Raw genomic sequence first — 24,904 nt, forward strand, 5'->3', positions numbered from 1 at the left:
TCCTCACAAGTGGTGGGCGAAGGACTCGTACGGCGCGTCGGGCTCGCCCGTCGGCTCGAAGTGCGCGATGTTCTCGAGCGTCGTCGACCACTCCTCGCGGGGCTTCCACGCCGCTCGCACCCGCATGCCCATGCGCACCTCAGAGGCCTCGCAGCCGAGCACGAGGTGCAGGAAAGCGATGTCGGCGCCGTCGAGCAGGATGTAGGCCGCGACGTACGGCGGTTTGATGCGCTGGCCGAGGAAGGGCACGTTGACGATGCAGAACGTGGTGACGATCCCGGTGTCGGGCAGCTCCACCTCGTCGGTGGTCGGCACGCCGTCGGTGGGGCACGCGCCGCGCGGCGGGACGTAGACCTTGCCGCATGCGGGGCAGCGCTGGCCGAGCAGCCTGCCCTCGGCGAGCCCGCGGAGGTAGCGGCTCTCCTCTGGCGACGCGGAATGCATGTAGTGCAGGTGGATCGGCGTGATGACCGTGCTCACCGGCTCGCCCTCGGCCCGCTCGGCCACGGGTGGCGGGGGAGGGGCGGGCGCCGGGTCCTCCGGTGGTGAGTCGACGCTGACGAAGCACACGATGTCTCGGATGTGGCCCACGGTCTCGTCCGCCCAGCGGGCCTTCACGCGCATACCGGTGCTGATCCTGGAGGGCGACCCGGCGTCGACGGCGTGCAGCAGGCACGTGTCGGCGCCGTCGAGCCGGATCAGCGCCCACGCGAAGGGCCGCTGGAGCGGCTGTCCGTCCAGCGGTTCGGCGACCCACGACCAGGACACGACGGTGCCCTCGTCGCCGACGTCGGTGAAGTCGGTGAGCGCGCGGGCGGTGTCCGGGTCGTACTCGACGGGCGGTACGTGCACGCGGCCGTCGTCGCCTCGCACGCCCACCACGCGCCGCTCGCGCAGAGCGTTGACGAAGCGCCCGAGGACGGGGCCGACCGAACGGGTGTAGTCGAAGCCCACGTCGAGCGGAGCCGACAGCGGGGTCTCGGTCTCGGCGGCAGTCACGCACAGAAGTGAAACACGTTCTCGTGATCTCGGCAAGCAGTGGCTGGCTTGTGTAGCAGCTTGTTCTTGCCCAATAGTGGAACGCGTTCTAGATTCTCGGTATGCCCACAACTGCTGTTCCGGCAACGGACACCATCGGCCTGTGGAACCTCGCCGCCGCGCGGCCCGACCTCGTCGCGGTGGTGGATCCCGACGGCACGGAGGTCACCTACGGTCAGCTGGCCGGCAAGGCCAACGCCTACGCCAGGGGGCTGCAGGCGCTGGGGCTGGAGACCGGCGACGCGATCGTGGTGCTCCAGCCGAACGGCTCCGAGCTGCTCGCCGCCTACTTCGCCGCGATCCAGTCGGGGCTCTACGTCGTGATGGTCAACTGGCATCTCGTGGGGCCCGAGGTCGCCTACATCATCAGCGACTCCGGGGCCAAGGCGTTCCTCGCGCACGAACGGTTCGCCGACGTCGCCGTGGCGGCAGCCGACGAGGCGGGACTCGCGGCCGACGCGCGGTTCGCGGTCGGAGCCGTACCGGGCTTCCGCGACGTCGCCGAGCTCGCCGCGGCGGGCGGCGAGGGGCGTCCGGAGCGCAGGACCGCGGGCTCACCGATGCTCTACACGTCGGGCACGACCGGCCGTCCCAAGGGCGTGCGCCGACCGCTCACCGGTGCCGATCCCGACGACGTCCCCGCCGCGTCGACGTGGTTCTTCGGCATCTTCGGGCTCAAGCCGTTCGATGGGCACGTGCACCTGTGCGGCTCCCCGCTCTACCACACGGCGGTCCTCAACTTCGTCGCGATCTCCATCCAGCTCGGGCATCCGGCCGTGCTGATGGACCGCTGGGACCCGGAGCAGATGCTCGCGCTCATCGAGCGGCACCGCGTGACGCACAGCCACATGGTGCCCACGCAGTTCCGCAGGCTGCTGGCGCTGCCGGAGGACGTGCGCGAGCGCTACGACGTGTCGTCACTGCGGAACATGATCCACGGAGCCGCGCCGTGCCCACACGAGGTGAAGCGGCGGATGCTGGACTGGTGGGGGCCCGTGGTCACCGAGTACTACGCGGCCACCGAGGGCGGGGGCACCGCGATCAGCGGCGAGGAGTGGCTGCGCAAACCGGGTTCGGTCGGCAAGCCGTGGCCGGGCTCGACGATCAAGGTGCTCGACGACGACGGCGCCGAACTGCCGCCCGGCGAGGCCGGGACCGTCTACATGCGCATGGGCGACTCGTCGTTCGAGTACCACAAGGACAAGGCGAAGACCGAGAAAGCCCGCGTTGGCAACCTGTTCACGCTCGGCGACGTCGGCTACCTCGACGAGGACGGCTACCTGTACCTGCACGACCGCAAGAACGACATGATCATCTCCGGCGGGGTGAACATCTATCCCGCCGAGATCGAGAACGAGCTCGTGCTGCACCCGAAGGTCGCCGACGTGGCGGTGTTCGGCGTGCCGCACGAGGACTGGGGCGAGGAGATCAAGGCGGTGGTCCAGCCCGCGGAGGGCGTGGAGCCCTCCGACAAGCTCACCGAGGAGCTGCTGGAGTACGCGCGCGGCAGGCTCGCCAAGTTCAAGCTGCCGCGCAGCGTCGACTACGCCGAGGCGCTGCCGAGGGACCCCAACGGCAAGCTCTACAAGCGCAAGCTCCGTGACCCCTACTGGCAGGGCCGCGAACGCTCCATCTGACGCGGCCCTCACCCGCCCCGTCCGCAGTGAAGGCCACCATGCCTGCGTTCAACGCAGTGAAGGTGGCCTTCACTGCGGGTGAGGGGGCTCCGGGTCAGCGGCCCTGGAAGTTCGGTTTGCGCTTCTCGGCGAAGGCGCGCGGGCCCTCCTTGGCGTCCTCGCTCGCGAAGACGGTGACGCCGTACTGGGCGTCGAGCTTGAACGCCTCCTCCTCGTGCATGCCCTCGGTGTCGCGCATGGTCCGCAGGATCGCCCGCACCGCGAGCGGACCGTTCGCGGCGATCGTGTCCGCGATCTCCAATGCCTTCTCGAGCGCGGTGCCGTCGGGGACGACGTGCCCGACGAGGCCGATCTCCTTCGCCTCCGCCGCCGTGAGGTGCCTGCCGGTCAGCAGGATCTCCGCCGCGAGCGTGTACGGGATCTGCCGGGGCAGCCGAACCGCCGAGCCGCCGAGCGGGAACAGCCCCCAGCGCGCCTCCGACACGCCGAACTTGGCGCTCTCCCCGGCGATCCTGATGTCGGTGCCCTGCAGGATCTCGGTGCCGCCCGCGATGGCGGGCCCCTCGACCGCGGCGATCAGCGGCTTGGTGAGCCTGCGGCCCTTGAGCAGGCCGTCGATGCGGCTCGGGTCGAACGTGCCCTTCTCGAACGCCGTCGACGGGCTGTTGCGGCTCATCGACTTCAGATCCGCCCCCGCACAGAACGCCCCGCCCGCACCGGTCAGCACACACGTGCGGATCTCCGGATCGTCGTCCACCCGGTCCCAGGCGTCGACCATGATCGCCAGCATCTCACCGGTGAGGGCGTTGCGGGCCTCGGGCCGGTTCATCGTCACCACGAGCGTGTGCCCGCGTTGTTCCACCAAAGCGTGCGCGTCGGTCATCGCTGCCTCTCCTCACTGGAGCATTGCCGAAAACGATAACATGTTCTAGTTTGTTCCACGTGGCTCTCAACATCGCGGATCTGCTCGAGCACGCCGTCGACGCCGTGCCGGATCGCACCGCGGTCGTCTGCGACGGCAGGTGCCTGACCTACGCGCAACTGGACGAGCGGGCCAACCGGCTCGCCCATCACCTCGCCGCAAACGGGATCGGCAAGGGTGACCACATCGGCGTCTACTCCCGAAACTCCATCGAGATGATCGAAACGATGTTCGCGGCGTACAAGCTCCGCGCCATCGCGATCAACGTCAACTACCGGTACGTCCACGGCGAGCTCGCCTACCTGTTCACCAATGCCGACCTGGTCGCTCTCGTGCACGAGCGGCAGTACTCCGACAGGGTCGCCGCCGTGCTTCCCGAGGCGCCCGAACTGAAACACGTTTTAGTCGTCGAGGACGGCAGCGACGCCGATTTCACCGCGCACGGCGGCATCGCCTACGAGGACGCGCTGGCTCAGGAGTCGCCGGAGCGCGACTTCGGCGAGCGCAGTCCCGACGACCTCTACATCCTCTACACCGGCGGCACCACCGGGTATCCGAAGGGCGTGATGTGGCGCCACGAGGACGTCTGGCGGGCCCTCGGCGGCGGCATCGACTTCGTCACCGGCGAGTACGTGCCCGACGAGTGGGCGATGGCGGAGCAGGGCAAACAGGGAGCGCTGGTGCGCCTGCCCGCGGCGCCGCTCATCCACGGCGCGGCCCAGTGGGCGGCGTTCGGAGCGATGTTCGCGGGCGGGACGGTGGTGTTCGTGCCGCAGTTCGACGCGCACGAGATCTGGCGGGCCGTCGAACAACACCGAGTCCAGGTGCTCACCATCGTCGGCGACGCCATGGCGCGCCCGCTCATCGAGGCCTACCGCGAGGGCGGCTACGACGCCTCCTCGCTCGTCGCCGTGTCCAGCCACGCGGCCCTGTTCTCCCAGTCCGTCAAGCAGGACTACCTGAACACCTTCCCGAACGTGGTGCTCACCGACGCGATCGGCTCGTCGGAGAGCGGCTTCACCGGCATCGGCATGATGGCCAAGGACGCCGACCACTCGGCAGGGCCCAGGGTCAACTTCGGCAAGGACGCGATCCTGCTCGACGACGACGGCGCGGTCGTGAAACCCGAGCCCGGCGCGATCGGCCGCATCGGCAGGCGCGGCCACGTCCCGCTCGGTTACTACAAGGACCCCGCGAAGAGCGAGACGATCTTCGTCGAGGCGGACGGCGTGCGCTACGTCGTGCCCGGCGACTACGCCCGGTACGAGGCGGACGGCACGGTCACGCTCCTCGGCCGGGGCTCGCAGTGCGTCAACACCGGCGGCGAGAAGGTGTTCCCCGAGGAGGTCGAGGGCGCTCTCAAGTCGCACCCCGACGTCTTCGACGCGCTCGTGATCGCGGTGCCCGACTCCCGGCTCGGCCAGCGCGTCGGCGCCGTCATCCAGCCGAGGCCGGGCGTCACCCCCGACCTCGCGGCGCTCGAGGCCCACGTCCGCACCGAGATCGCCGGATACAAGGTGCCCCGCAGCATCTGGGTCACCGACGAGATCGGCAGGCTGCCCAGCGGCAAGCCCGACTATCCGTGGGCCCAGCGATACGCGGCCGAGCACGAGCCGGCCGTCGACCTCTTGAAAGCCTAGGAGGAAGCCAGGAATGCGCACCGCGCTGTGCGACACGCTCGGGATCGACCTGCCGATCGTCGGGTTCACGCCGTCGGAACACGTCGCCGCGGCGATCAGCAGGGCAGGCGGGCTCGGCGTGCTCGGCTGCGTCCGGTTCAACGACGCCGCCGAGCTCGACAAGGTCCTCCACTGGATGGACGCCAACACCGGCGGCAAGCCCTACGGCGTCGATGTGGTGATGCCCTCCAAGATCCCGACGGAAGGCAGCTCGGTCGACCTCACGAAGATGATCCCCGACGAGCACAAGGCCTTCGTCGAGCGCACGCTCGCACAGCTCGGCGTGCCGGAGCTGCCCGAGGGCACCGACGAGCGTGCGGGCGTGCTCGGCTGGCTGCACTCGGTGGCACGTTCGCACGTGGAGGTGGCGCTCGAGCACCCGATCGCGCTGATCGCCAACGCCCTCGGCTCACCGCCCGGGGACGTGATCGCGCAGGCCCACGAGCACGGCGTGCCCGTCGCCGCGCTCGCCGGCAAGGCCGAGCACGCGGTCCGGCACGTCGACAACGGCGTCGACTTCGTGGTCGCGCAGGGCTACGAGGCGGGAGGGCACACCGGCGAGATCGCCTCGATGGTGCTGCTGCCCGAGATCGTCGACGCCGTCGGGGACCGGGCGCCGGTGCTCGCCGCGGGCGGCATCGGCACCGGAAGGCAGGCCGCCGCCGCGCTCGCGCTCGGCGCCTCGGGCGTGTGGACGGGCTCGCTGTGGCTCGCCACCAAGGAGTACCTGGAGACGATGCCGGAGTCGGAGGCCATGCAGCGGGCGCTGGTGGGCGCGACGTCGTCGGACACGGTCCGCACCCGCATCTACACCGGCAAGCCCGCCCGGTTGCTCAAGACGCGCTGGACCGAGGCGTGGGCGGCACCCGACGCCCCGGAGCCGCTGCCGATGCCGCTGCAGAACCTGCTCGTCGCGCCCGCGCACGACCGGATCCACGCGGCCGCCGACCCGTCCGTGGTGTCGATGCCGGTGGGCCAGATCGTCGGCAGGCTCTCCGAGGTGAGGGCGGTCGCCGACGTGATCGCCGAGCTGACCGGCGACTTCGACGCCGCGGTCGCCCGGCTCGACGGCATCAGGACGGCCTGAGCGCCCCGCGCAGGAGGTACGCCACGGCGCCGGTGGCGAGCACGACCGCACCGGCCAGCACCGACGACAGGGGCAGGCTGAGCGCCAGCACCACGCACCCGAGCAGGCCGACCGCCGGCACGATCCGGCCGCGGCCCAGCGTCCACGCGCTCGCGTTGGCGATCGCGTAGTAGGCGAGCACCGCGAACGAGGAGAAGCCGATCGCGTCGCGCAGGTCGGCGACCGACACGAGCACCGCCACCACGACGCCCACGGCCAGTTCGGCGTGGTGGGGCACCGAGAAGCGCGGGTGCACGGCGGCGAGCGTGCGGGGCAGATGGCCGTCGCGGGCCATCGCGAGCACGGTCCTCGACACGCCGAGCACCAGGGCCAGCAGTGCGCCGAGCGCGGCCAGCGCGGCGCCGGCCCGCACCACCGGAGCCAGCCACGGCCACGACGTCCCGGCCACCGCGTGCGCCACCGGGTCGGTCGCGGCGGCCAGCGCAGATGGCCCGAGCACGAGCAGCAGCGCCGTGGCCACCGCCGCGTACACCACCAGCACGATCCCGAGCGCGAGCGGCACGGCCCTCGGGATCGTGCGCTGGGGATCGCGCACCTCCTCACCGAGCGTGGCGATCCGCGCGTAGCCCGCGAACGCGAAGAACAGCAGCCCCGCCGACTCCAGCACCCCGGGTGCGTCCGTGCCGGGGAACGGCGCGAGGCGCTCACCGCTCGGGTCGCCGGTCAGCAGCATCGCCGCGACGGCCGCCGCCAGCACCAGCAGGCTCAGCGTCACCAGCACGGTCGCCGCGGCCGTCGAGCGCTGCACGCCCCGGTAGTTCAGCGCCGTCACCGCCGCGACGGCCGCGACCGCGACGACGCCGCGCCACGGCTGCTCCACCCCCGGCGCGACGTAGAAGGCGACGGTCAGCGCCATCGCCGCGCAGCTCGCGGTCTTGCCGACCACGAAGCCCCAGCCTGCCAGGTGCCCCCAGAACGGGCCGAGGCGCTCGCGGCCGTAGACGTACGTGCCGCCCGAGGCCGGGTACCGGGCGGCGAGCCGCGCCGAGGACGACGCGTTGCAGTACGCCACCACCGCGGCGACCGCGAGCCCGAGCAGCAGCCCGCTGCCGGCCGCGCCCGCGGCGGGGGCGAACGCCGCGAACACACCGGCGCCGATCATCGAGGACAGGCCCACGACGACGGCGTCGCCCGTGCCGAGCCTGCGGGCCAGCCTGCCCGGTTCAGCGGTCATGCCGTGCAACCTAACTTGTCCCCGGTTACGTCTTCCCGACCAGGAGATGACCGATGAACGGAAAGGGGAGATTCGTCGTGAGGTGGAAAGAGACGATCATCGGCGCCGGCGCGGCGCTGGTGTTCGCCACCGCGTGTGGCGAGCAGCCGGCGGCTCCGCAGGCACCCGCGGAGTCTCCTCCGGCCTCCCAGGAGCTCACCAAGGTGCCCGGCCGCAAACCGGCCGAACCGCCCGCCCAGGACCAGGGCGGATCGGTGCCCGCCGCGCAGATCGACAGCGGCGCGCTGCCAAGGGGCTACCCCGTCGACGTGTCGAGGGGGAAGGGCGGCAACACCCTCACGATCGTCGGCCAGGAGGGCGGGTGCAGCCAGGCGAGCGCGGAGGTCGGCGAGCAGCGCGGCGACCGCGTCACCGTCACCATGGTCGAGACGAAACCCGCGGACAAGAACACGATGTGCACGATGGACATGCGCTACCCGCCCATCACCGTCCGCCTCGACGACCCGCTCGGCGACCGGCTGCTGGTGCTGAAGTACGCGCAGCGCACGGAGTGAACACCGTTTAGGGTGACGCCATGACACGTCGTCAGGTCTCCGTCACCACCACGGTCGCCGCCACGCCCGAGCAGATCTTCGACCTGCTGACCGACCCGGCCAAGCACCCGCTGCTCGACGGCTCCGGTACCGTCCAGGCCGCTCACGGGAGCAACCCGGACCGGCTGGAGCTCGGGTCGAAGTTCGGCATGGACATGAAGATGGGCGCCCCGTACAAGATCAAGAACACGGTGGTCGAGTACGAGCGGAACCGTCTCATCGCGTGGCGGCACTTCAACGGGCACCGCTGGCGCTGGGAGCTCGAACCGGCCGGCGAGGGTAGGACGACGGTGACGGAGACCTTCGACTGGTCGACCGCGCGTATCCCGTTCCTCATCGAGCTCGCCCGGTTCCCCGCCAGGAACAAGGCCGCCATCCGCAGGACGCTGGACCGCCTGGCGGAAATGTTCGGCGAGCAGTCCCGGCTGCAGTGAAGGCCACCTTCACTGCGCCCGCCCGTCTCCCACCGCCGCCCAAGCGGAGGCGCTGCGCGCCGCTGTGTCGATTCGACGCAGTGAAGGCCACCTTCACTGCGTTGACCGCAGTGAAGGTGGCCTTCACTGCGGTCAGCGGAACGAGATCTGCAGGACCGGCTCGGAGGTCTCGGCGAAGAAGTCGTTGCCCTTGTCGTCGATGACGATGAAGGCGGGGAACTCCTCGACCTCGATCTTCCAGACGGCCTCCATGCCGAGCTCGGGGTACTCCAGCACCTCGACCTTCTTGATGCAGTCCTGGGCCAGCCGGGCCGCGGGGCCGCCGATCGAGCCGAGGTAGAAGCCGCCGTGCTGCTTGCACGACTGCGTCACCTTGTTGGACCGGTTGCCCTTGGCCAGCATCACCAGCGAGCCGCCCGCGGCCTGGAACTGGTCGACGTAGGAGTCCATGCGGCCCGCCGTCGTCGGCCCGAACGAGCCCGACGCGTAGCCCTCCGGGGTCTTGGCCGGGCCCGCGTAGTACACCGGGTGGTCGCGCAGGTACCGAGGCATCTCCTCGCCGGCCTCGAGCCGCTCGGCGATCTTGGCGTGCGCGATGTCGCGCGCAACCACCAGCGGGCCGGTGAGGCTCAGCCGGGTCTTCACCGGCAGCTGCGACAGCTGCTCGCGGATCTCGGCCATCGGCCGGTTCAGGTCGACGGACACGACCTCCTCGGACAGGTCGTCCTCGGTGACCTCGGGCAGGAACCGGGCGGGGTCGCGCTCCAGCTGCTCGATGAACACGCCCTCGGCGGTGATCTTCGCCTTCGCCTGGCGGTCGGCGGAGCACGACACCGCGATGCCGACCGGGCACGAGGCGCCGTGGCGCGGCAGGCGGATCACGCGCACGTCGTGGCAGAAGTACTTGCCGCCGAACTGCGCGCCGATGCCGAACTGCCTGGTCATCTCCAGCACCTGCTGCTCGAGGTCGGGGTCGCGGAAGCCGTGGCCCAGCTCAGAGCCCTCGGTGGGGAGGTCGTCGAGGTAACGCGCGGAGGCGAGCTTGGCGACCTTCAGGTTGAACTCCGCCGACATGCCGCCCACGACGATCGCCAGGTGGTACGGCGGGCACGCGGCCGTGCCGAGGCCGCGCAGCTTCTCGTCGAGGAACTTCGCGAGCCGCTTCGGGTTCAGGACCGCCTTGGTCTCCTGGTAGAGGAACGTCTTGTTGGCGCTGCCGCCGCCCTTGGCCATGAAGAGGAACTCGTAGGCCGGCTCGCCGTCACCATCCTTGTGGTACAGCTCCACCTGCGCAGGGAGGTTGGTGCCCGTGTTGCGCTCCTCCCAGAAGTTCACCGGGGCCATCTGCGAGTACCGCAGGTTGAGCGTCTGGTAGGCCTCGAACACGCCCTTCGAGAGGGCCTTCTCGTCGGTGCCACCGGTGAGCACGCCCTCGCTGCGCTTGCCGATCACGATGGCCGTGCCCGTGTCCTGACACATCGGCAGCACACCGCCCGCCGAGATGGCGGCGTTGCGCAGCAGGTCCATGGCCACGAACCGGTCGTTGCCGCTGGCCTCGGGGTCGTCGACGATCGCGCGCAGCTGGGCCAGGTGCGACGAGCGCAGCAGGTGCTGGATGTCGGTGATCGCGGTGCGGGCAAGCGCGGTCAGCGCCTCGGGGTCGATCTGCAGGAAGCGGCGCTCGCCCGCCTCGACGACGCGCACACCCTCCGTGGTCACCAGGCGGTACTCGGTGTGCGTGTCCTTGCCGAGCGGCAGGACTTCGGTGTGCTGAAACGGGGTGGTGGAAGAGGTCACAGCTCGGGCTCCGTCGCACGTGGTCAGGTCAGGAAAGGCTTCGACCGTACCGCGCGTTGTCACCGACCGGACCGGACCCGTGCCCGTCCGCGACGCAGATCACCTGCGTGGAGCCCGGAAAACACCCCGGAAATGCGGAAGGCCGGGCCCACCCCGACGGACCCGACCTTCCGGGGAAAGCGACCGGCGCCGGAGGCACCCGCCGCGAAGTCCTCACGCCATGGGAGACGCGCGGGTGGCGGGGACGTTGCCCCGCCATGCCCACGACCGTCTCGTGATCCACGTCATAAGTCAACGCGGCCTTCCGGGTGTCCCCCGGTGCCCCGGCGTGACGGTGCTGGTCAGCTGGCGTACGCCCGCAGGCGGTCGGCCCGCTCGCCCTGACGCAGCTTCGCCATCACCTCGCGCTCGATCTGGCGCACGCGCTCGCGGGAGAGCCCGAAGTGCTTGCCGATCTGGTCGAGCGTGCGCGGCTGGCCGTCATCGAGGCCGTAGCGCAGGCGGATGACGTGCTGCTCCCGGTCGTCGAGCGTGGCCAGCACGCGGCGCATGTCGTCCTGCAGCAGGCCCGAGATCACGGCGCTCTCGGCGTCGGTGGCCTCGGAGTCCTCGATGAAGTCGCCGAGCGGCGCGTCCTCCTCGGTGCCCACCGGCATGTCGAGGCTCACCGGGTCGCGGGCGTGGTCGAGCAGGCTCGACACCTTCTCCGCGGCGATGCCCGACTCGGCGGCCAGCTCCTCGTTGGTGGCCTCACGGCCGAGCTGCTGGTGCAGGTCGCGCTTGATCCTGGCGAGCTTGTTGACCTGCTCGACCAGGTGCACGGGGAGGCGGATGGTGCGGCCCTGGTCGGCCATGCCGCGCGTGATGGCCTGGCGGATCCACCACGTGGCGTAGGTCGAGAACTTGAACCCCTTGGAGTAGTCGAACTTCTCCACCGCCCTGATCAGGCCCAGGTTCCCCTCCTGGATCAGATCGAGCAGCGGCATCCCCCGGCCCGTGTACCGCTTCGCGAGCGACACGACGAGCCGCAGGTTGGCCTGCAGCAGGTGGTTCTTCGCCAGCTGGCCGTCACGGACCAGCGCGGACAGCTCGGCCCGGCGCTCGGCGGAGAGCTCGGTGGTGTCGAGCATGTGCTGGGCGAACACCCCGGCCTCGATCCGCTTGGCCAGGTCGACCTCCTGCGCCGCGGTCAGCAGCGCGGTCTTGCCGATGCCGTTCAGGTACACGCGGACGAGGTCCGCGGAGGGGCCCTGCGCGTCGAGGTCGGGCTCCTCTGTCGGAACGGCGGCCACGTTGTCCGCGCGAGCGGCCATCGGGATGTCCCGCTCGCGGATCCCACGGGCCTCACGTTCGAGAGTCTGGACGGACATTCTGCCTCCCCGGTCAACGGGCTGACGTGTGATGCGGACGCACGCCTGCGTTGCGCGTCGCACCGGAGAGCCTGTGGAAACCCACCGGCGCGAGCCCAGCTTGCTGGCTGGACACTCGGATCAACGCCGGCGTGCGCCAAATCGTTCCCGCACCCCGCGCTGTGTTGGGCGCCTCACCTTGAGCAAAGCTGAGGTTTTCCTGAGAACGATGAGAGGCCTGTGGTCAGGGAGCTTTCCGGGGGGCTTGGTCTAAACCTCGACGAGGACGGTGAACGGGCCGTCGTTGACGCTGTGCACGGCCATCATCGCCCCGAACCGACCCGTGCTCACCGTGGCGCCGCGTTCCCGGAGCCGTTCGACGACCGTGTTCACGAGCTTCTCCGCCGCCTCCGGCCGGGCGGCGGCGGTCCACGATGGACGGCGGCCTTTCCGCGTGTCTCCGTACAAGGTGAACTGACTGACCACGAGCAGCGGTGCATGCGCGGTCGCGCATGACTCCTCGTCGCGCAGAATGCGCAGTTCGTGGAGCTTCCGCGCCATCGTGTCGGCCTGCTCCGGTGTGTCGTCCTTGTGAATTCCCAGCAGTACCAACAGGCCCGGCTCGTCGATGGCGCCGACGACCTCGCCGTCGACGGTCACGCTGGCCTCCGTCACGCGCGCCGCGACCGCCCTCATGCCACCACCTCGAGCATCCCGTGCCGCACCAGTTCGGCCACCACCGGGAGTGCGGCCTGTTCCAGTTGGGCCTCGTCCTCGCCGTGCGCGACCGCCAGCAGGCCCAGCAGGTCGGCCAGCGGGAGGACGCCGCGGCATCCGGCCAGCAGCGCCGTGGCCAGCTCGTCCAGCTCGTGCTGCCAGCCGGGCCCGTCGGTGCGGTGCAGCCGCGAGATCGCGGTCCGCCAGCCGTCGTCGGTCGGCTCGTCGATGCGCTCGAGCACCACCGTGTCCGGCACGCGGAACACCATGTCCGTCAACTGGGAACCGTGGCCGCGCAACCACTCCACCCGGTCCAGCCACGCGGCGGCCTCGCCCCCGAGCGGGTCGTCGTAGGCCTGCCGCAGGTCCTCGCACACGATCGTGGGCGTGCCCTCCGTGCGCCGCAGGGTCACGAACCCGAAGCCCACCCCGGCCACGTCGTTCGCCGCGAACCAGTCGAGCCACGCCTCGGCCTTGGCCCGGCCCTCCGCCGAGCGCGGGTCGATCCCGGCGTCGCGCAGCCACGTGCCGACGTAGAGCGCGGGCTCGGCGATGTCCCGCTGGACGAACCACGCGTCGGTGCCCTTCGGCAGCCACCGGCTCACCCGGTCGGCCCAGTCCTCGCCCTCCACGTGCAGCCACGACGCGAGCAGGTGGCCGACCCCGCCCTCGGTGAGGAACGCGGGCAGCTGCCGCACCACGAGCGCGCTCGCGTCGTCACCGGCGAGGCCGGAGTCGCGATACACGTAGTCGACGCGCGCGGGCCCCACCACGAACGGCGGGTTGCACACGACCTGGTCGAAGCGCCTGCGTGCGACGGGAGCGAACCACTCGCCCCTGAGCAGCTCGACGTCGAGCTCGTTCAGCAGGAACGTGCCCCGCGCCAGGCGCAGCGCCCTCGCCGAGACGTCGGTCGCCGTGACCCGCTGGGCGTGCCTGCTCGCGTGCAGCGCCTGCACGCCGTTGCCGGTGCCGAGGTCGAGCAGCGTGCCGACGCGACGGCGGCTGGTGGCCCTGATGAGGCTCAGCGACGCGTGCCCGACCCCCAGCACGTGGTCCTCGGGCACGGGCCCGCCGAGCTGGTCGGAGTCGAGGTCGGCCACGACCCACCACGAGCCGGCCTCGTCGCCGTGCGGGCGCACGTCGAGCCCCGCGCGCAGCCGGTCGCCGTCCGCGCGCAGCAGTCCCGCGGCGACGGCGTCCCCGACGGGCAGCGACCCGAGAGCGGCGGCGACCTCGCGCGCCGGCTCCGCCTCGCCGAGCAGGAAGAGCCTGATGAACGTGCCCAGCGTTCCCGCGTCACGGCTCGCCCGCAGCGCCGGGACCGGCTCGCCGCGCCCGAGCGCGGCGTGCGCCTGGCGGCCGAGCGCCTCCACCACGCCGTCGGCGTCGTACCGTGCCGCGAGGAAGGCGTCGCGCAGGCGGGCGCAGAGGCCCGCGGTCAGCTCGGGAAGATCATCGCTCACGGTGTGTCATCGTCCCACGCCGCCGCCCCTCGGTGTCCGGCGAGGCGGCGCCCGCCGTGGTCAGATGGACCGATGGGGACCCGACCTGTGGAGCGCGTGCTGTCCGGGCTCGACACGCAGCTGCCCGACCTCGAACGCCTGTACGTCGACCTCCACCGTCATCCCGAGCTGTCCTTCCGCGAGACCCGGACGGCCGCGAAGCTCGCGGCGCGGCTGACGGGGGCCGGATACGAGGTGCACACCGGGCTCGCGGGCACCGGCGTGCTCGGCGTGCTGCGCAACGGCGAGGGCCCGACGGTGCTGCTGCGCGCCGACATCGACGCGCTGCCCGTGGAGGAGCGGACGGGGCTGGAGTACGCCAGCACAGCGCGTGCCGTGAACGAGGACGGCAAGGAGGTGCCGGTGATGCACGCGTGCGGGCACGACATGCACGCCACGTGGCTCTCCGGCGCCGCCACCCGGCTCGCGGAGGCCCGTTCGGAGTGGTCCGGCACGCTGCTCGTGGTGTTCCAGCCGGGGGAGGAGTCCGGCGGCGGCGCGCGGGCGATGGTCGCCGACGGCCTGTTCGAGCGGGGCGGCACGCCGGACGTCGTGCTCGGCCAGCACGTCACGCCGGGGCCCGCGGGCTGGGTGCTGACCAGACCCGGCGTGCTCATGGCTGCCACCGACGCCCTGCGCGTCATCCTGCACGGGCGCGGCGGGCACGGCTCCCGGCCGGAGACCACGGTCGACCCGGTGGTGCTCGCGGCGTCGGTGGTGCTGCGGTTGCAGACCGTCGTGTCGCGCGAGCTGGCCGCGACCGAGTCGGCGGTGCTCACCATCGGATCGCTGCACGCCGGCACCGCGCACAACGTCATCCCCGACGAGGCGGCGCTCGAGCTCAACCTGCGCACCTTCGACCCGCAGGTGCGGGCCCGGGCGCTCGCGGCGATCGAGCGCATCGTGCGCGGCGAGGCACAGGCGGCGGGCGCCCCGAAGGAACCGGAGCTCACCGAGCTGGCGTCGTTCCCGGTGACGGCGAACGACGAGGAGGCCACCGAGCGGCTGACGGCGACCTTCCGGGAGCACTTCCCGGAGGGCCGCGTATGGGACGCCCCGCTGGTCACCGGTAGTGAGGACTTCGGCGAGCTGGGCACCGCCGCCGGTGCGCCGTCGGTGTTCTGGCTGGTCGGCGGCCTCGACGAGCGGACGGTGCTCGACGCGATGAGCGCGGGCCGGTTCGAGACCGATGTCCCCTCGAACCATTCGTCCCGGTTCGCACCCGTGCTGCACCCGACCCTGCGCACCGGCGTCGAGACGCTCGTCGCGGGTGCGCTCACCTGGCTGGGCTCCCCGGGTATCGCCTGAGCTGGCGCGGTGGGAGCATGGACGGGTGGAGGTGAGGCCGGTGCACGAGCACGACAGGCGGTCTGATCCGGTGCTGATCACCGCGGCGGCACCTTCCTACGACGACGAGCTGGCCGCTCGCAAGCGCAAGTACATGTTCACCATGGGGATGCGGTTCCCCTGCCTGATCCTGGCCGGCGTCTTCTACCACACGTGGTGGCTCGCGCTGGCGCTGCTGGTGCTGTCGGTGCCGCTGCCGTGGATCGCGGTGCTGATCGCCAACGACCGGCCGCCGCGCAAGGCCGAGGAGATCAGCCGCTACCAGCGCGAGGCGAAGCAGCTCGAAGCCCAGGAGCACCGCGTCATCGACGGCTAGCGAGTCGTTCGGGACGGCTTGCGTGGCGGCGCGGGCCGTGGTGCCCGCGGGCGCGAGGGGCTCCGCCGCTGCTGAGCGGGCCAGGCCCTAGCCGGGCGGCTGCGCGCCGACCCTGCTGACCGCCAGCGAGCCGAGCCGCACCCCGGCCCGCAGGCTCTCCTCTGCGGGCTCCCCGCGCAGCCAGGCCGCGAGCAGGCCCGCGTTGAAGGCGTCGCCCGCGCCCGTGCTGTCGACGCACTCGGCGGGCTCGGCGGGCACGCTCACGAGCCCGTCCCGGCCGACCCACGCCGCGCCGTCAAGCCCGGTGGTCACCACCACCGCCCCGGCCACGTCCAGCAGCCGCGCCGCCGACTCCGCTCCCTCCTGACCGGTCAACGCCCGCAGCTCCGCCGCGTTGGGCAGCAGCACGTCCACGCCCCGCACGTCCGCGAGGAACTTCTCCGGGTCGGTGAGCAGCGCCGCCGACTGCGGGTCGACCGAGGTGGTCAGCCCCGCCTCCCGCGCGGCCGCCAGCGCGGCGAGTCCCGCGGGCCGCGACGACGGGTCGAGCAGCACGTACCCGGACAGATGCAGGTGCCGCGCACCTGCGAGGGCCGCGGCGTCGATGTCGGCGGGGGACAGGCGTGCGTTGGCGCCGCGGTCGGGCAGCATGCTCCGCTGCCCCTCGGCGTCCACGAGCACCACGACACAGCACGTCGGCGCATCGGGATCCACCGCGAACGCGCACTCGACGCCGGCCGCCTCGAGCCCGGCGCGTACGGCGCGGCCCCCGAGGTCGTCCCCGATCCGGCCGACCAGCGTCGGCTCCGTGCCCGCCGCGCGCAGCCACAGCGCCGTGTTCGCACCCGCGCCGCCCCCGGTGAGGCGCACCTGGGCCCGCGTGTCGCCGCCGTGCACGACGGGGCCTTCGTGTCTGGCCACCACGTCGAGGCCGGCGTCGCCGACGACGACCACCTTCACGGAGCCAGCTCCACCGCCACCTCGGCCGCGAGGCGCACGTTGGCGACCACGAGCTCCTCGTTCGCGTCGAGGCTCACGCCGCCGCTCGCGGTGTGGAAGTGCTCGAGCAGCACGGGCGTCACGTCGGCGCCCTGCACGGCGCGCGAGGCCACCAGCTCGAGGCCCTCGGCGAGCAGCCGGTCGTGCAGCGTTCTGTCCATTTCGGACTCCGGAGGGATCGGGTTCGCCAGCAGCACTCCGGAGTCGGCGAAGTGGCGGTGCGCCGACACCACGGCGGCTACCTGCGCGGGGTCGTCCACCCGGCGAGGCGCCGGCAGCCCCGACGAGCGCAGGTAGAAGCCGGGGAACTCGTCCGTGCGGTAGCCCAGCACCGGCACCGAGTTGGTCTCCAGCACCTCCAGGGTCGCCGGGATGTCGAGGATCGACTTCATGCCGGAGCACACCACCAGCACCGGCGTGCGGGCGAGCGCCCCGAGGTCGGCCGAGACGTCCCAGGTCACCGGCGTGCCCGGCAGCGGGAGGTGCACGCCGCCCAGCCCGCCGGTGCCGAACACGGCGATCCCGGCGGCGTGTGCGAGCGCAACCGTGCTCGCCACGGTGGTCGCGCCCGAGCCGCCGAGCGCCAGCACCGGGCCGAGGTCGCGCAGCGAGAGCTTGTCCAGCCCGGCGTCGGGCGCGCACACGCGCTCCAACTGGGCGGGGGAGAGGCCGACGAGCGCCTGCCCGTCGAGCACCGCGATGGTGGCCGGCACCGCTCCGGCGTCGCGGACGGTCCGTTCGAGCCGGCGCCCGACCTCGAGGTTGCGGCCCGGCGGCAGGCCGTGGGACAGGATGGTGCTCTCGAGCGCGACGACGGCGGTGCCGGCGGCCAGCGCGTCGGCGACCTCGGCGGACATGGCGAGGCGGTGCGGAGCGGGGCTGATCACGGTGAGCATCCTCGCCTACCGGGCGTGGCGGAATCGCCGGTGGGTGGTGATCGGGTCCTCCGGCCGCGCGGCTCATGCGGCATCATGGACGCGTGAGTACGCAGACTTTGCCTGAGGTGGACACCCGGCCCGAGGGTACCGAGACCACCGACGACGACGCGCCGAAGATGTTCCACTACGTGCGCAAGAACAAGATCGCCGAGAGCGCGGTCATGGGCACGCACGTGGTGGCTCTGTGTGGCGAGGTGTTCCCGGTGACGAAGTCGCCGAAGCCCGGCTCGCCCGTGTGCCCGGACTGCAAGAAGATCTACGAGGGCCTGCCGCCCGGCGGCGAGGAGTAGCCCGCGCTCTCGGGCCGCACCTCGTCGTCCGCTCCCGCCGGGGCCTCGTCTCCGGCAGGCGGCTCGCCCGGTTCGTCCGGCTCCTCGTTCCGCTCCGGCTTGCGCGGCCTGCGCAGCGGGATGGTCGTCCGCTGCCACAGGCTCATGCCCTCCTGCTGGCGCATGCGCTCGTTGGCCCGCTCCATCTCCAGCCTGCGCCACCGGCGCCGTTGCCGCCGGGTCATCTTGGCGGGCCACAGCTCCTGGATCGCGGAGTTGAAGTAGGCCCCGGCCACGATCGCGAGCCCGATGAAGAACGTGAACAGCAGGAACGCGATGGGCGTGGCCAGCGCGCCATAGGTGTAGCCCGTGGTCGTGATCCAGCTGATGTAGATCCGCAGCCCGACACTGGACAGCAGGAAGATCACCATCGCCAGCGCGGCGCCCGGGAGCCCCCGGTGCCACGGGAGCTTGCGCGGCAGCGACACCTTGTAGAGCGTCGCGAGCGCGAGCACGAGCAGCACTCCCACGGTGGGGTAGTACAGCGCGCCGACCCACGTCGCGATGGTGGGCCGCCAGTCGACCGGGAAGAACTCCGGCAGCAGGTCGGGCCCGATCGCGATGATCGGCAGCCCCACCACGAGCAGTACCAGGCTCGCGAGGTACAGCAACAGCGCGAAGATCCGCTGCCACACCTCGTTGCGCACGCCGTACTGGTCGTGGGCCACCGTGATCGCGTCGACGAAGGACGACATCGCCGACGAGCCCGCCCACAGTGAGATCAGGAAGCCGACGGAGACGATCTCGCCCTTGCCCGTGGTCAGGATGTCGTCGACCGTAGGCTCGATGATCTGGGTGACGACGCTCTCGCTGAAGATCGTCTCCGAGAAGTCGATGAGACCGTCGTGCACCTGGCGCACGACGGTGTCGCCGAACCAGTCGCCCAGGAAGCCGAGGCTGCCGAGCAGACCGAGCAGCAGCGGCGGGAGCGACAGCGTCTGCCAGAACGCGGCCTCGGCGGACTCGGAGAAGATGTTGCCGTCCCACGCCTTGCCCAGGGTGCGGCTGATCAGGCGAACGGGTCCCTTGCGCCTGGCCCTCGGTTCAGGCGCGTGGCGGCCGCCGCCCTCCTGCTTACCCGGGTCTCGCGTCTCCATCGCGCTTCAAGCATGGTCCATGGGCGGGAATTCGGCGCGCCGGGTCCCCGAGTCGTCGGCGTGCCGCCGGGCTGCGCTGTCGGTGGCGGCGGGTACGCTCGTCTGCGCGCCCTCACCGCGTGACCCGGCACGGCTGCCGGGTCGCCTCCCGTGGGGGCCTTCGTGTGTCCGCGAACGGCGCGGGCCGGTCGGCGAGAGGAGTTGGAGCGTCGGTGTCGGATACGGCCCAGGCCCAGCACGGGTTCGCCGCACCCGAACCCCAGCACGACGCCACCGCCCGCCCCCTGCGCGCGTGGCAGCGCAGGGCACTCACGAAGTACCTCACGCAGAAGCCCAAGGACTTCCTCGCCGTGGCGACGCCCGGCGCGGGCAAGACCGTCTTCGGCCTGCGGATCGCCGCCGAGTTGCTCTCCGATCGCACCATCGAGGCGATCACTATCGTCACGCCGACCGAGCACCTCAAGCACCAGTGGGCGATCTCCGCCGCGGCGGCCGGCATCGCGATCGACTCGAACTTCCGCAACACCACGGGCGTCACCTCGTCCGACTACCAGGGTGTCGCGGTCACGTACGCGCAGGTCGCCGCACATCCGAACCTGCACCGGGTGCGCACGGAGAACCGCAAGACACTGGTGATCCTCGACGAGATCCACCACGCCGGCGACGCGAAGTCGTGGGGTGAGGCCGTGTCGGAGGCGTTCACGCCCGCCGTGCGCAGGCTGGCCCTCACCGGTACGCCCTTCCGCAGCGACGACTCGCCGATCCCGTTCGTCACCTACGAGCCCGACGCGGACGGCTCGCTGCGCAGCAAGGCCGACCACTCCTACGGATACGCCGACGCGCTCGCCGACGGCGTCGTCCGCCCCGTCGTGTTCCTCGCCTACTCGGGGGAGGCGTCGTGGCGGACCAGCGCGGGCGACGAGTTCACGGCGCGGCTCGGTGAGCCGCTGACGGCGGAGCAGACCGCGAGGGCGTGGCGCACCGCGCTCGACCCCGGCGGCGAGTGGGTTCCCTCGGTGCTCCAGGCCGCCGACACGCGGCTCACGCAGTTGCGGGCCGCCGGCATCCCGGACGCGGGCGGGCTGGTGATCGCCACCGACCAGGAGTCGGCGAGGGCCTACGCCAAGATCCTGACGCGCATCGCGGGCGAGCCGCCCGTGGTGGTGCTCTCCGACGACCCCAAGGCCACCAAGCGGATCGGCGAGTTCTCCGACTCCGACGAGCGCTGGCTGGTGGCCGTGCGCATGGTGTCGGAGGGCGTCGACGTGCCCCGCCTCGCCGTGGGCGTGTACGCGACCAGCGCGTCGACGCCGCTGTTCTTCGCGCAGGCGATCGGCCGTTTCGTGCGGTCGCGCAAGCAGGGCGAGACGGCGAGCGTGTTCCTGCCGAGCGTGCCGGTGCTGCTGGAGCTGGCGAGCGAACTCGAGGCCGAGCGCGACCACGTGCTCGGCAAGCCGCACCGCGAGAAGGACGGCTGGGACGACGAGCTGCTCGTCGCGGCCAACCGCACCGAGGACGAGCCCGGTGAGGAGGAGAAGGCGTTCACGTCGCTGGGCGCCTCCGCCGAGCTGGACCAGGTGATCTACGACGGGAACTCCTTCGGCACGGCGGTCTTCTCGGGCAGCGACGAGGAGCAGGAGTACCTCGGGCTGCCGGGGCTGCTGGAGCCGGACCAGGTGCGCGCGCTGCTGCGCAAGCGGCAGGAGGAGCAGCTCGCCGACGCCAAGCGCCGCAAGCCGCAGGCTTCGGAGGCGGCGGCGCCCGAGGCGGCGCCGAAGCCGAGGTCGGTGGGCGAGCGGATCGCGTCCCTGCGTAAGGAGCTCAACACCCTCGTCGGCGTCTACCACCACCGCACCCGCAAGCCCCACGGCGCCATCCACAGCGAGCTGCGGCGCATCTGCGGCGGCCCGCCCACCGCCATGGCCACAGTGGAGCAGCTCGAGGAGCGCATCGCCACCCTCCGCAGCTGGTAACGCCGCGCGAGTCCCCCGCTCTGGCGCGCGAGTCCCCCGCTCTGGCGCGCGAGTTGCCCGCTCTGGCGCGCGAGTCCCCCGCTCTGGCGCGCGAGTTGCCCGTTCCGGTGCCCGAGTTGCCCGCTCCAGGTCGAAATCCTGGTGCGGCGCCGTTCCTGAGCGCGCGACTCGCGGTCCGGGGTGCACGACTCGCGGTCCTGAGCGGGCGACTCGGTGTCCAGAACGGGGGACTCGCGGTCCTGAGCGGGGGACTCGGTGTCCGGAGCGGGGGACTCGCGGGCTGGAGCGGGGGACTCGCGGGTTACCAAACCGTGTCCGGTCGATGGGGGCTTAATCGGTACAGGACTCTTCCCGGCGCCCGGTCGCCGGGCATATGTTGTCGCCCACAACATTTGCGCGACGTGGCGCCGGCCAGTTCCGGGTCGCCGCTCGTCGGCTGGGAGATCCGGAAAGGTTCTACGGATGCGGACCAAGAGACCTCTTGCATTCGCCGCTGCCGTCCTGGGCGTTACGTTGACGCTTGCGGCATGCGGTGCCAACACCGGGGGCGGCGACGAGGGCGGTGCGGGCGACACGGCCGCGCAGGAAGGAGCCGCCCCGAACGGCACGGTCGGCGTGATCCTCCCCGAGACGGCCACCTCGGCCCGCTGGGAGGGCTTCGACAAGCCGATGATCGAGGAGGCGCTGCGCGCCGAGGGCTTCGACCCCGATGTGCAGAACGCCCAGGGTGACGTCCAGAAGTTCACGACGCTGGCCGACGGCATGATCGCCCAGGGCGTGAAGGTGCTCGTGATCGCCTCGATCAACAGCGAGGTCGGCAGCGCGGTCGCGGCCAAGGCCAAGAACGCGGGCATCCCGACCATCGACTACGACCGCCTCAACCTCGGCGGCGGCTCCGACTACTACGTCTCCTTCGACAACGTGAAGGTGGGCGAGCTCCAGGGCGAGGGCCTCGCCAAGGCGCTCGAAGGCAAGCGAGGCGCGCAGGTCATCGAGATCGAGGGCGCCCCGACGGACAACAACGCCACCCTCTTCCACGAGGGTCAGCGCAACGTCCTTCAGCCGCTGTACGACAACGGCACGCTCAAGCTCGTGCGGAGCCAGCCGATCGACGACTGGAACAACCAGAAGGGCGGCACGACCTTCGAGCAGATCCTGACGTCCAACGGCGGCAAGGTGGACGGCGTCGTCGCCGCCAACGACGGGCTCGCGGGCGCGATCATCACCGTGCTGAAGAAGAACGGCATGGCCGGCAAGGTCCCCGTGACGGGCCAGGACGCCACTCCCGACGGCCTCAAGGCCATCCTTCGCGGAGACCAGTACATGACGGTCTTCAAGCCCATCGAGGAGGAGGCCGAGGCGACGGCGAAGCTCGCCGCGGCGCTGGCCAAGAACGACACCGCAGCCGCCGACGCGCTGGCGAAGGACACCAGCCACGACCCCGAGGGCAACCGCGAGGTCAAGTCCGTGCTGCTGGAGCCCTACCTGATCACGAAGAACGAGGTCAAGCGCGTCATCGACGAGGGCTACGTCAAGGCCAGCGAGGTCTGCACCGGCGACCTGCAGGCGACCTGCTCGCAGCTCGGGATCTCCTGACCCCCGGCTCCCGACCCCGGGGCGGGGCGCGCACCCCGACGGCGCGTTCCGCCCCGGTCCCACGGACAAGAACGACAGGGACAAGCATGAGTGAGCCCATCCTGCACATCACCGGCCTGAACAAGAGCTTCGGGCCGGTTCACGTCCTGCACGACATCGACTTCGACGTTCGTGCGGGGGAGGTCACCGCGCTCGTCGGTGACAACGGGGCCGGCAAGTCGACGCTCGTCAAGTGCATCGCGGGCATCCACGGAGCCGACTCCGGCACGATCGAGTTCCAGGGCAGGGAAGTGCACATCCGCAGCCCCAAGGACGCCGCGGAGCTCGGCATCGAGGTCGTGTACCAGGACCTCGCCCTGGCCGACAACCTCGACATCGTGCAGAACATGTTCCTCGGCAGGGAGCGCGGCAGCGCGTGGCTGCTCGACGAGGCCAGCATGGAGAAGGCGGCGCGGGAGACCCTCGCCTCGCTGTCGGTGCGCACCGTGAAGTCCGTGCGCACCCCGGTCTCGGCGCTCTCGGGCGGGCAGCGGCAGACCGTGGCGATCGCCAAGTCGGTGCTGTGGGACAGCAAGGTCGTGCTGCTGGACGAGCCGACCGCCGCCCTCGGCGTCGCGCAGACCCGGCAGGTGCTGGACCTGGTCCGCAGGCTCGCCGAGCAGGGGCTCGGCGTGGTGCTGATCAGCCACAACATGGCCGACGTCTTCGAGGTCGCCGACCGCATCGCCGTGCTGTACCTCGGCCGGATGGCCGCGGAGGTCTACACCAAGAACGTCACCCATGGCCAGGTGGTCGAGCTGATCACCGCGGGCCGCTCCGGTGACATCGGACTCGCCCGTCCCGAGCACGCCGTGCTGTGAGCCGCACTGTGAACGAGAAAGAACCCACCATGACTCAAACCCCCACGGCGTCGCCGAACACGGCGATCACCGACTTCGGCATCGACACCACCACCATGTCGACGTCCGAGGCCGTGCGCGACTACATCTCCCGCCTGCGGGCGGGGCAGCTCGGCTCGCTGCCCGCGTTGCTCGGGCTCGTCGCGCTCGTCATCGTGTTCGCCTCGTTGTCCGACGTCTTCCTGTCGCTCAACAACCTCGCGAACCTGCTCGCACAGGGCGCCGGGCAGACGATCATCGCGATGGGCATCGTGTTCGTGCTGCTGGTCGGCGAGATCGACCTCTCGGCGGGCACGGCGTCCGGTGTCGCGGGCGCGGTGCTCGCGATGCACTTCGCCGAGAACGGGAACCTGCTGGGCGGCATGGGCTCCACCGTCTTCATCATGTTCCTGGCCGCACTTGGCCTCGGTGCGGTGCTCGCGGCGCTGCTGCGAATCTGGGCCGGTACCGCGATGTCGGTGCTGGGCATCGTGATCGCGGCGTCCGGGATGTCGGCCAACCCGTGGATCGAGATGCTGCTGGCGTTGTGCACCGGCACGGCGATCGGCTGCATCACGGGCTACCTCGTGTCCCGCATCGGCATGCCGTCCTTTGTGGTCACACTCGCGCTTTTCCTTGCGTGGCAAGGCGTCATTCTGCAGTTCATCGGCGAGGGCGGCGTGATCGGGATCAGCAGCTCGCCGGTGCTGGACAAGGTCGCCAACGGCAACCTGTCCGTGCTCGGCAGCTGGCTGCTGTGCGTGATCGCGGTCGGCGGGTTCGCTGCGGCGACGCTCGGCAGGCACTTCACCCGGCTGCGGCGCGGGCTCGTCACGCAGCCGACGTCGATCGTGCTGTTCAAGGTCGGCGGCATCGGGGCGATCGGCATCGCCGCCACCGCGCTGCTGACGGTCAACCGCTCGCCCAACGACAACATCGTGATCACCGGCGTGCCCTACGTGGTGCCGATCGTGCTCGGCCTGCTCGTGATCGGCACCTACGTGCTCAACCGGACGCGCTACGGCAGGCACATCTACGCCGTCGGCGGCAACCGCGAGGCGGCGCGCCGTGCGGGCGTCAACGTCACCAAGATCCGCGCGAGCGTGTTCGTGGTGTGCTCGTCGGTCGCCGCGCTCGGCGCGATCGTCTACTCGTCGAAGGTCGGCTCGGTGGACCCGCAGGCCGGTGGCCTGAACACCCTGCTGTTCGCCGTCGGCGCGGCCGTGATCGGTGGCGCGTCGCTGTTCGGTGGCCGGGGCCGGGTGTCCGACGCGGTGATCGGCGGCACGGTGCTCGCCGTCGTGGCCAACGGCCTTGGCCTGCTGCGCCAGCCCGCGGCCGTCGTTTCGATCGTGACCGGACTGGTGCTGCTGCTGGCCGCCACCGTCGACGCGCTGTCGCGCCGGCGCGCGGCCTCCGCGACACGATGAGTTCGGGTG

The 24,904-nt window shown here is 71.3% G+C and carries 22 protein-coding genes; 12 read left to right on the plus strand and 10 right to left on the minus strand.

Annotated elements, in window-relative coordinates:
• Positions 1-3: 3 nt before the first annotated feature.
• A complete protein-coding gene (locus FCN18_RS18970; RefSeq protein WP_112267038.1) occupies positions 4-999 on the minus strand; it encodes a Zn-ribbon domain-containing OB-fold protein in 996 nt (331 codons plus the stop codon).
• Between the two features lie 101 nt (positions 1,000-1,100).
• On the opposite strand from FCN18_RS18970, the gene FCN18_RS18975 reads away from it, so the two are divergent.
• Entirely contained in the window at positions 1,101-2,675 is a 1,575-nt protein-coding gene (locus tag FCN18_RS18975) for an acyl-CoA synthetase (RefSeq protein ID WP_137095742.1), read from the plus strand.
• A gap of 94 nt (positions 2,676-2,769) precedes the next feature.
• Here the strand turns inward: FCN18_RS18975 and FCN18_RS18980 are convergent, their stop codons facing one another.
• Positions 2,770-3,558, minus strand: a complete 789-nt coding sequence (locus FCN18_RS18980) for a crotonase/enoyl-CoA hydratase family protein (protein WP_112267034.1) — start codon at positions 3,556-3,558, stop codon at positions 2,770-2,772.
• A 59-nt stretch (positions 3,559-3,617) separates the two neighbouring features.
• Between FCN18_RS18980 and FCN18_RS18985 the strand changes: the two genes are divergently transcribed.
• Both FCN18_RS18985 and FCN18_RS18990 read left to right on the plus strand, forming a co-directional pair.
• Positions 3,618-5,237: an acyl-CoA synthetase gene (locus FCN18_RS18985; protein WP_199543237.1), complete on the plus strand. Its 1,620-nt coding sequence runs from the start codon at positions 3,618-3,620 to the stop codon at positions 5,235-5,237.
• Positions 5,238-5,250: 13 nt separating this feature from the next.
• On the plus strand, positions 5,251-6,363 hold the full coding sequence (locus tag FCN18_RS18990; RefSeq protein ID WP_112267030.1) for an NAD(P)H-dependent flavin oxidoreductase: 1,113 nt from the start codon (positions 5,251-5,253) through the stop codon (positions 6,361-6,363).
• Here FCN18_RS18990 and FCN18_RS18995 read toward each other — a convergent pair.
• Positions 6,350-7,597 (minus strand): APC family permease, encoded by a 1,248-nt coding sequence (locus tag FCN18_RS18995; RefSeq protein ID WP_137095743.1) that lies wholly within the window; start codon positions 7,595-7,597, stop codon positions 6,350-6,352. The two genes, FCN18_RS18990 and FCN18_RS18995, sit on opposite strands and share 14 nt — an antisense overlap.
• Before the next feature lie 77 nt (positions 7,598-7,674).
• Between FCN18_RS18995 and FCN18_RS19000 the strand changes: the two genes are divergently transcribed.
• Together FCN18_RS19000 and FCN18_RS19005 are read left to right on the plus strand one after the other, a co-directional pair.
• On the plus strand, positions 7,675-8,151 hold the full coding sequence (locus FCN18_RS19000; protein ID WP_228714036.1) for a hypothetical protein: 477 nt from the start codon (positions 7,675-7,677) through the stop codon (positions 8,149-8,151).
• 20 nt (positions 8,152-8,171) lie between these two features.
• On the plus strand, positions 8,172-8,624 hold the full coding sequence (locus FCN18_RS19005) for an SRPBCC family protein (RefSeq protein ID WP_113644012.1): 453 nt from the start codon (positions 8,172-8,174) through the stop codon (positions 8,622-8,624).
• A 132-nt stretch (positions 8,625-8,756) separates the two neighbouring features.
• Here FCN18_RS19005 and FCN18_RS19010 read toward each other — a convergent pair whose 3' ends face one another.
• The 4 genes from FCN18_RS19010 to FCN18_RS19025 form a co-directional block, all read right to left on the minus strand.
• On the minus strand, positions 8,757-10,421 hold the full coding sequence (locus tag FCN18_RS19010; protein WP_137095744.1) for a fumarate hydratase: 1,665 nt from the start codon (positions 10,419-10,421) through the stop codon (positions 8,757-8,759).
• A 341-nt stretch (positions 10,422-10,762) separates the two neighbouring features.
• Complete coding sequence (locus FCN18_RS19015) at positions 10,763-11,791, minus strand: sigma-70 family RNA polymerase sigma factor (RefSeq protein WP_112267022.1); 1,029 nt, start codon at positions 11,789-11,791, stop codon at positions 10,763-10,765.
• Between the two features lie 249 nt (positions 11,792-12,040).
• Entirely contained in the window at positions 12,041-12,466 is a 426-nt protein-coding gene (gene dtd / locus FCN18_RS19020) for a D-aminoacyl-tRNA deacylase (protein ID WP_112267020.1), read from the minus strand.
• Positions 12,463-13,953 carry a DUF7782 domain-containing protein gene (locus tag FCN18_RS19025; RefSeq protein WP_137095745.1) on the minus strand — a complete coding sequence of 497 codons (1,491 nt, stop codon included), beginning with the start codon at positions 13,951-13,953 and terminating at the stop codon, positions 12,463-12,465. Before FCN18_RS19025 ends, dtd begins: the two co-directional genes overlap by 4 nt.
• Positions 13,954-14,025: 72 nt before the next feature.
• On the opposite strand from FCN18_RS19025, the gene FCN18_RS19030 reads away from it, so the two are divergent.
• A complete protein-coding gene (locus FCN18_RS19030) occupies positions 14,026-15,300 on the plus strand; it encodes a M20 family metallopeptidase (protein ID WP_137095746.1) in 1,275 nt (424 codons plus the stop codon).
• Between the two features lie 40 nt (positions 15,301-15,340).
• Positions 15,341-15,655 carry a DUF3099 domain-containing protein gene (locus FCN18_RS19035; protein ID WP_112268245.1) on the plus strand — a complete coding sequence of 105 codons (315 nt, stop codon included), beginning with the start codon at positions 15,341-15,343 and terminating at the stop codon, positions 15,653-15,655.
• 87 nt (positions 15,656-15,742) lie between these two features.
• Here the strand turns inward: FCN18_RS19035 and FCN18_RS19040 are convergent, their stop codons facing one another.
• Together FCN18_RS19040 and FCN18_RS19045 are read right to left on the minus strand one after the other, a co-directional pair.
• Positions 15,743-16,615, minus strand: a complete 873-nt coding sequence (locus FCN18_RS19040; protein WP_112267014.1) for a carbohydrate kinase family protein — start codon at positions 16,613-16,615, stop codon at positions 15,743-15,745.
• Positions 16,612-17,511, minus strand: coding sequence for a pseudouridine-5'-phosphate glycosidase (locus tag FCN18_RS19045; RefSeq protein WP_228714049.1), 900 nt, complete (start codon positions 17,509-17,511; stop codon positions 16,612-16,614). Before FCN18_RS19045 ends, FCN18_RS19040 begins: the two co-directional genes overlap by 4 nt.
• Positions 17,512-17,633: 122 nt before the next feature.
• Between FCN18_RS19045 and FCN18_RS19050 the strand changes: the two genes are divergently transcribed.
• Positions 17,634-17,882, plus strand: coding sequence for a DUF3039 domain-containing protein (locus FCN18_RS19050; RefSeq protein WP_112267010.1), 249 nt, complete (start codon positions 17,634-17,636; stop codon positions 17,880-17,882).
• Here the strand turns inward: FCN18_RS19050 and FCN18_RS19055 are convergent.
• Positions 17,849-19,018 carry a YihY/virulence factor BrkB family protein gene (locus FCN18_RS19055; protein ID WP_112267008.1) on the minus strand — a complete coding sequence of 390 codons (1,170 nt, stop codon included), beginning with the start codon at positions 19,016-19,018 and terminating at the stop codon, positions 17,849-17,851. The two genes, FCN18_RS19050 and FCN18_RS19055, sit on opposite strands and share 34 nt — an antisense overlap.
• A gap of 212 nt (positions 19,019-19,230) precedes the next feature.
• On the opposite strand from FCN18_RS19055, the gene FCN18_RS19060 reads away from it, so the two are divergent.
• The 4 genes from FCN18_RS19060 (at position 19,231) to FCN18_RS19075 (ending at position 24,895) form a co-directional block, all read left to right on the plus strand.
• On the plus strand, positions 19,231-20,991 hold the full coding sequence (locus tag FCN18_RS19060) for a DEAD/DEAH box helicase (protein ID WP_112267006.1): 1,761 nt from the start codon (positions 19,231-19,233) through the stop codon (positions 20,989-20,991).
• A 462-nt stretch (positions 20,992-21,453) separates the two neighbouring features.
• Entirely contained in the window at positions 21,454-22,587 is a 1,134-nt protein-coding gene (locus FCN18_RS19065) for a sugar ABC transporter substrate-binding protein (protein WP_112267004.1), read from the plus strand.
• 86 nt (positions 22,588-22,673) lie between these two features.
• Positions 22,674-23,447 (plus strand): ATP-binding cassette domain-containing protein, encoded by a 774-nt coding sequence (locus tag FCN18_RS19070; RefSeq protein WP_112267002.1) that lies wholly within the window; start codon positions 22,674-22,676, stop codon positions 23,445-23,447.
• A 29-nt stretch (positions 23,448-23,476) separates the two neighbouring features.
• Complete coding sequence (locus tag FCN18_RS19075) at positions 23,477-24,895, plus strand: sugar ABC transporter permease (RefSeq protein ID WP_113642526.1); 1,419 nt, start codon at positions 23,477-23,479, stop codon at positions 24,893-24,895.
• The last annotated feature ends 9 nt before the right edge of the window (positions 24,896-24,904 follow it).

The organism is Prauserella endophytica (assembly GCF_005146945.1).
Classification (GTDB): domain Bacteria; phylum Actinomycetota; class Actinomycetes; order Mycobacteriales; family Pseudonocardiaceae; genus Prauserella_A; species Prauserella_A endophytica.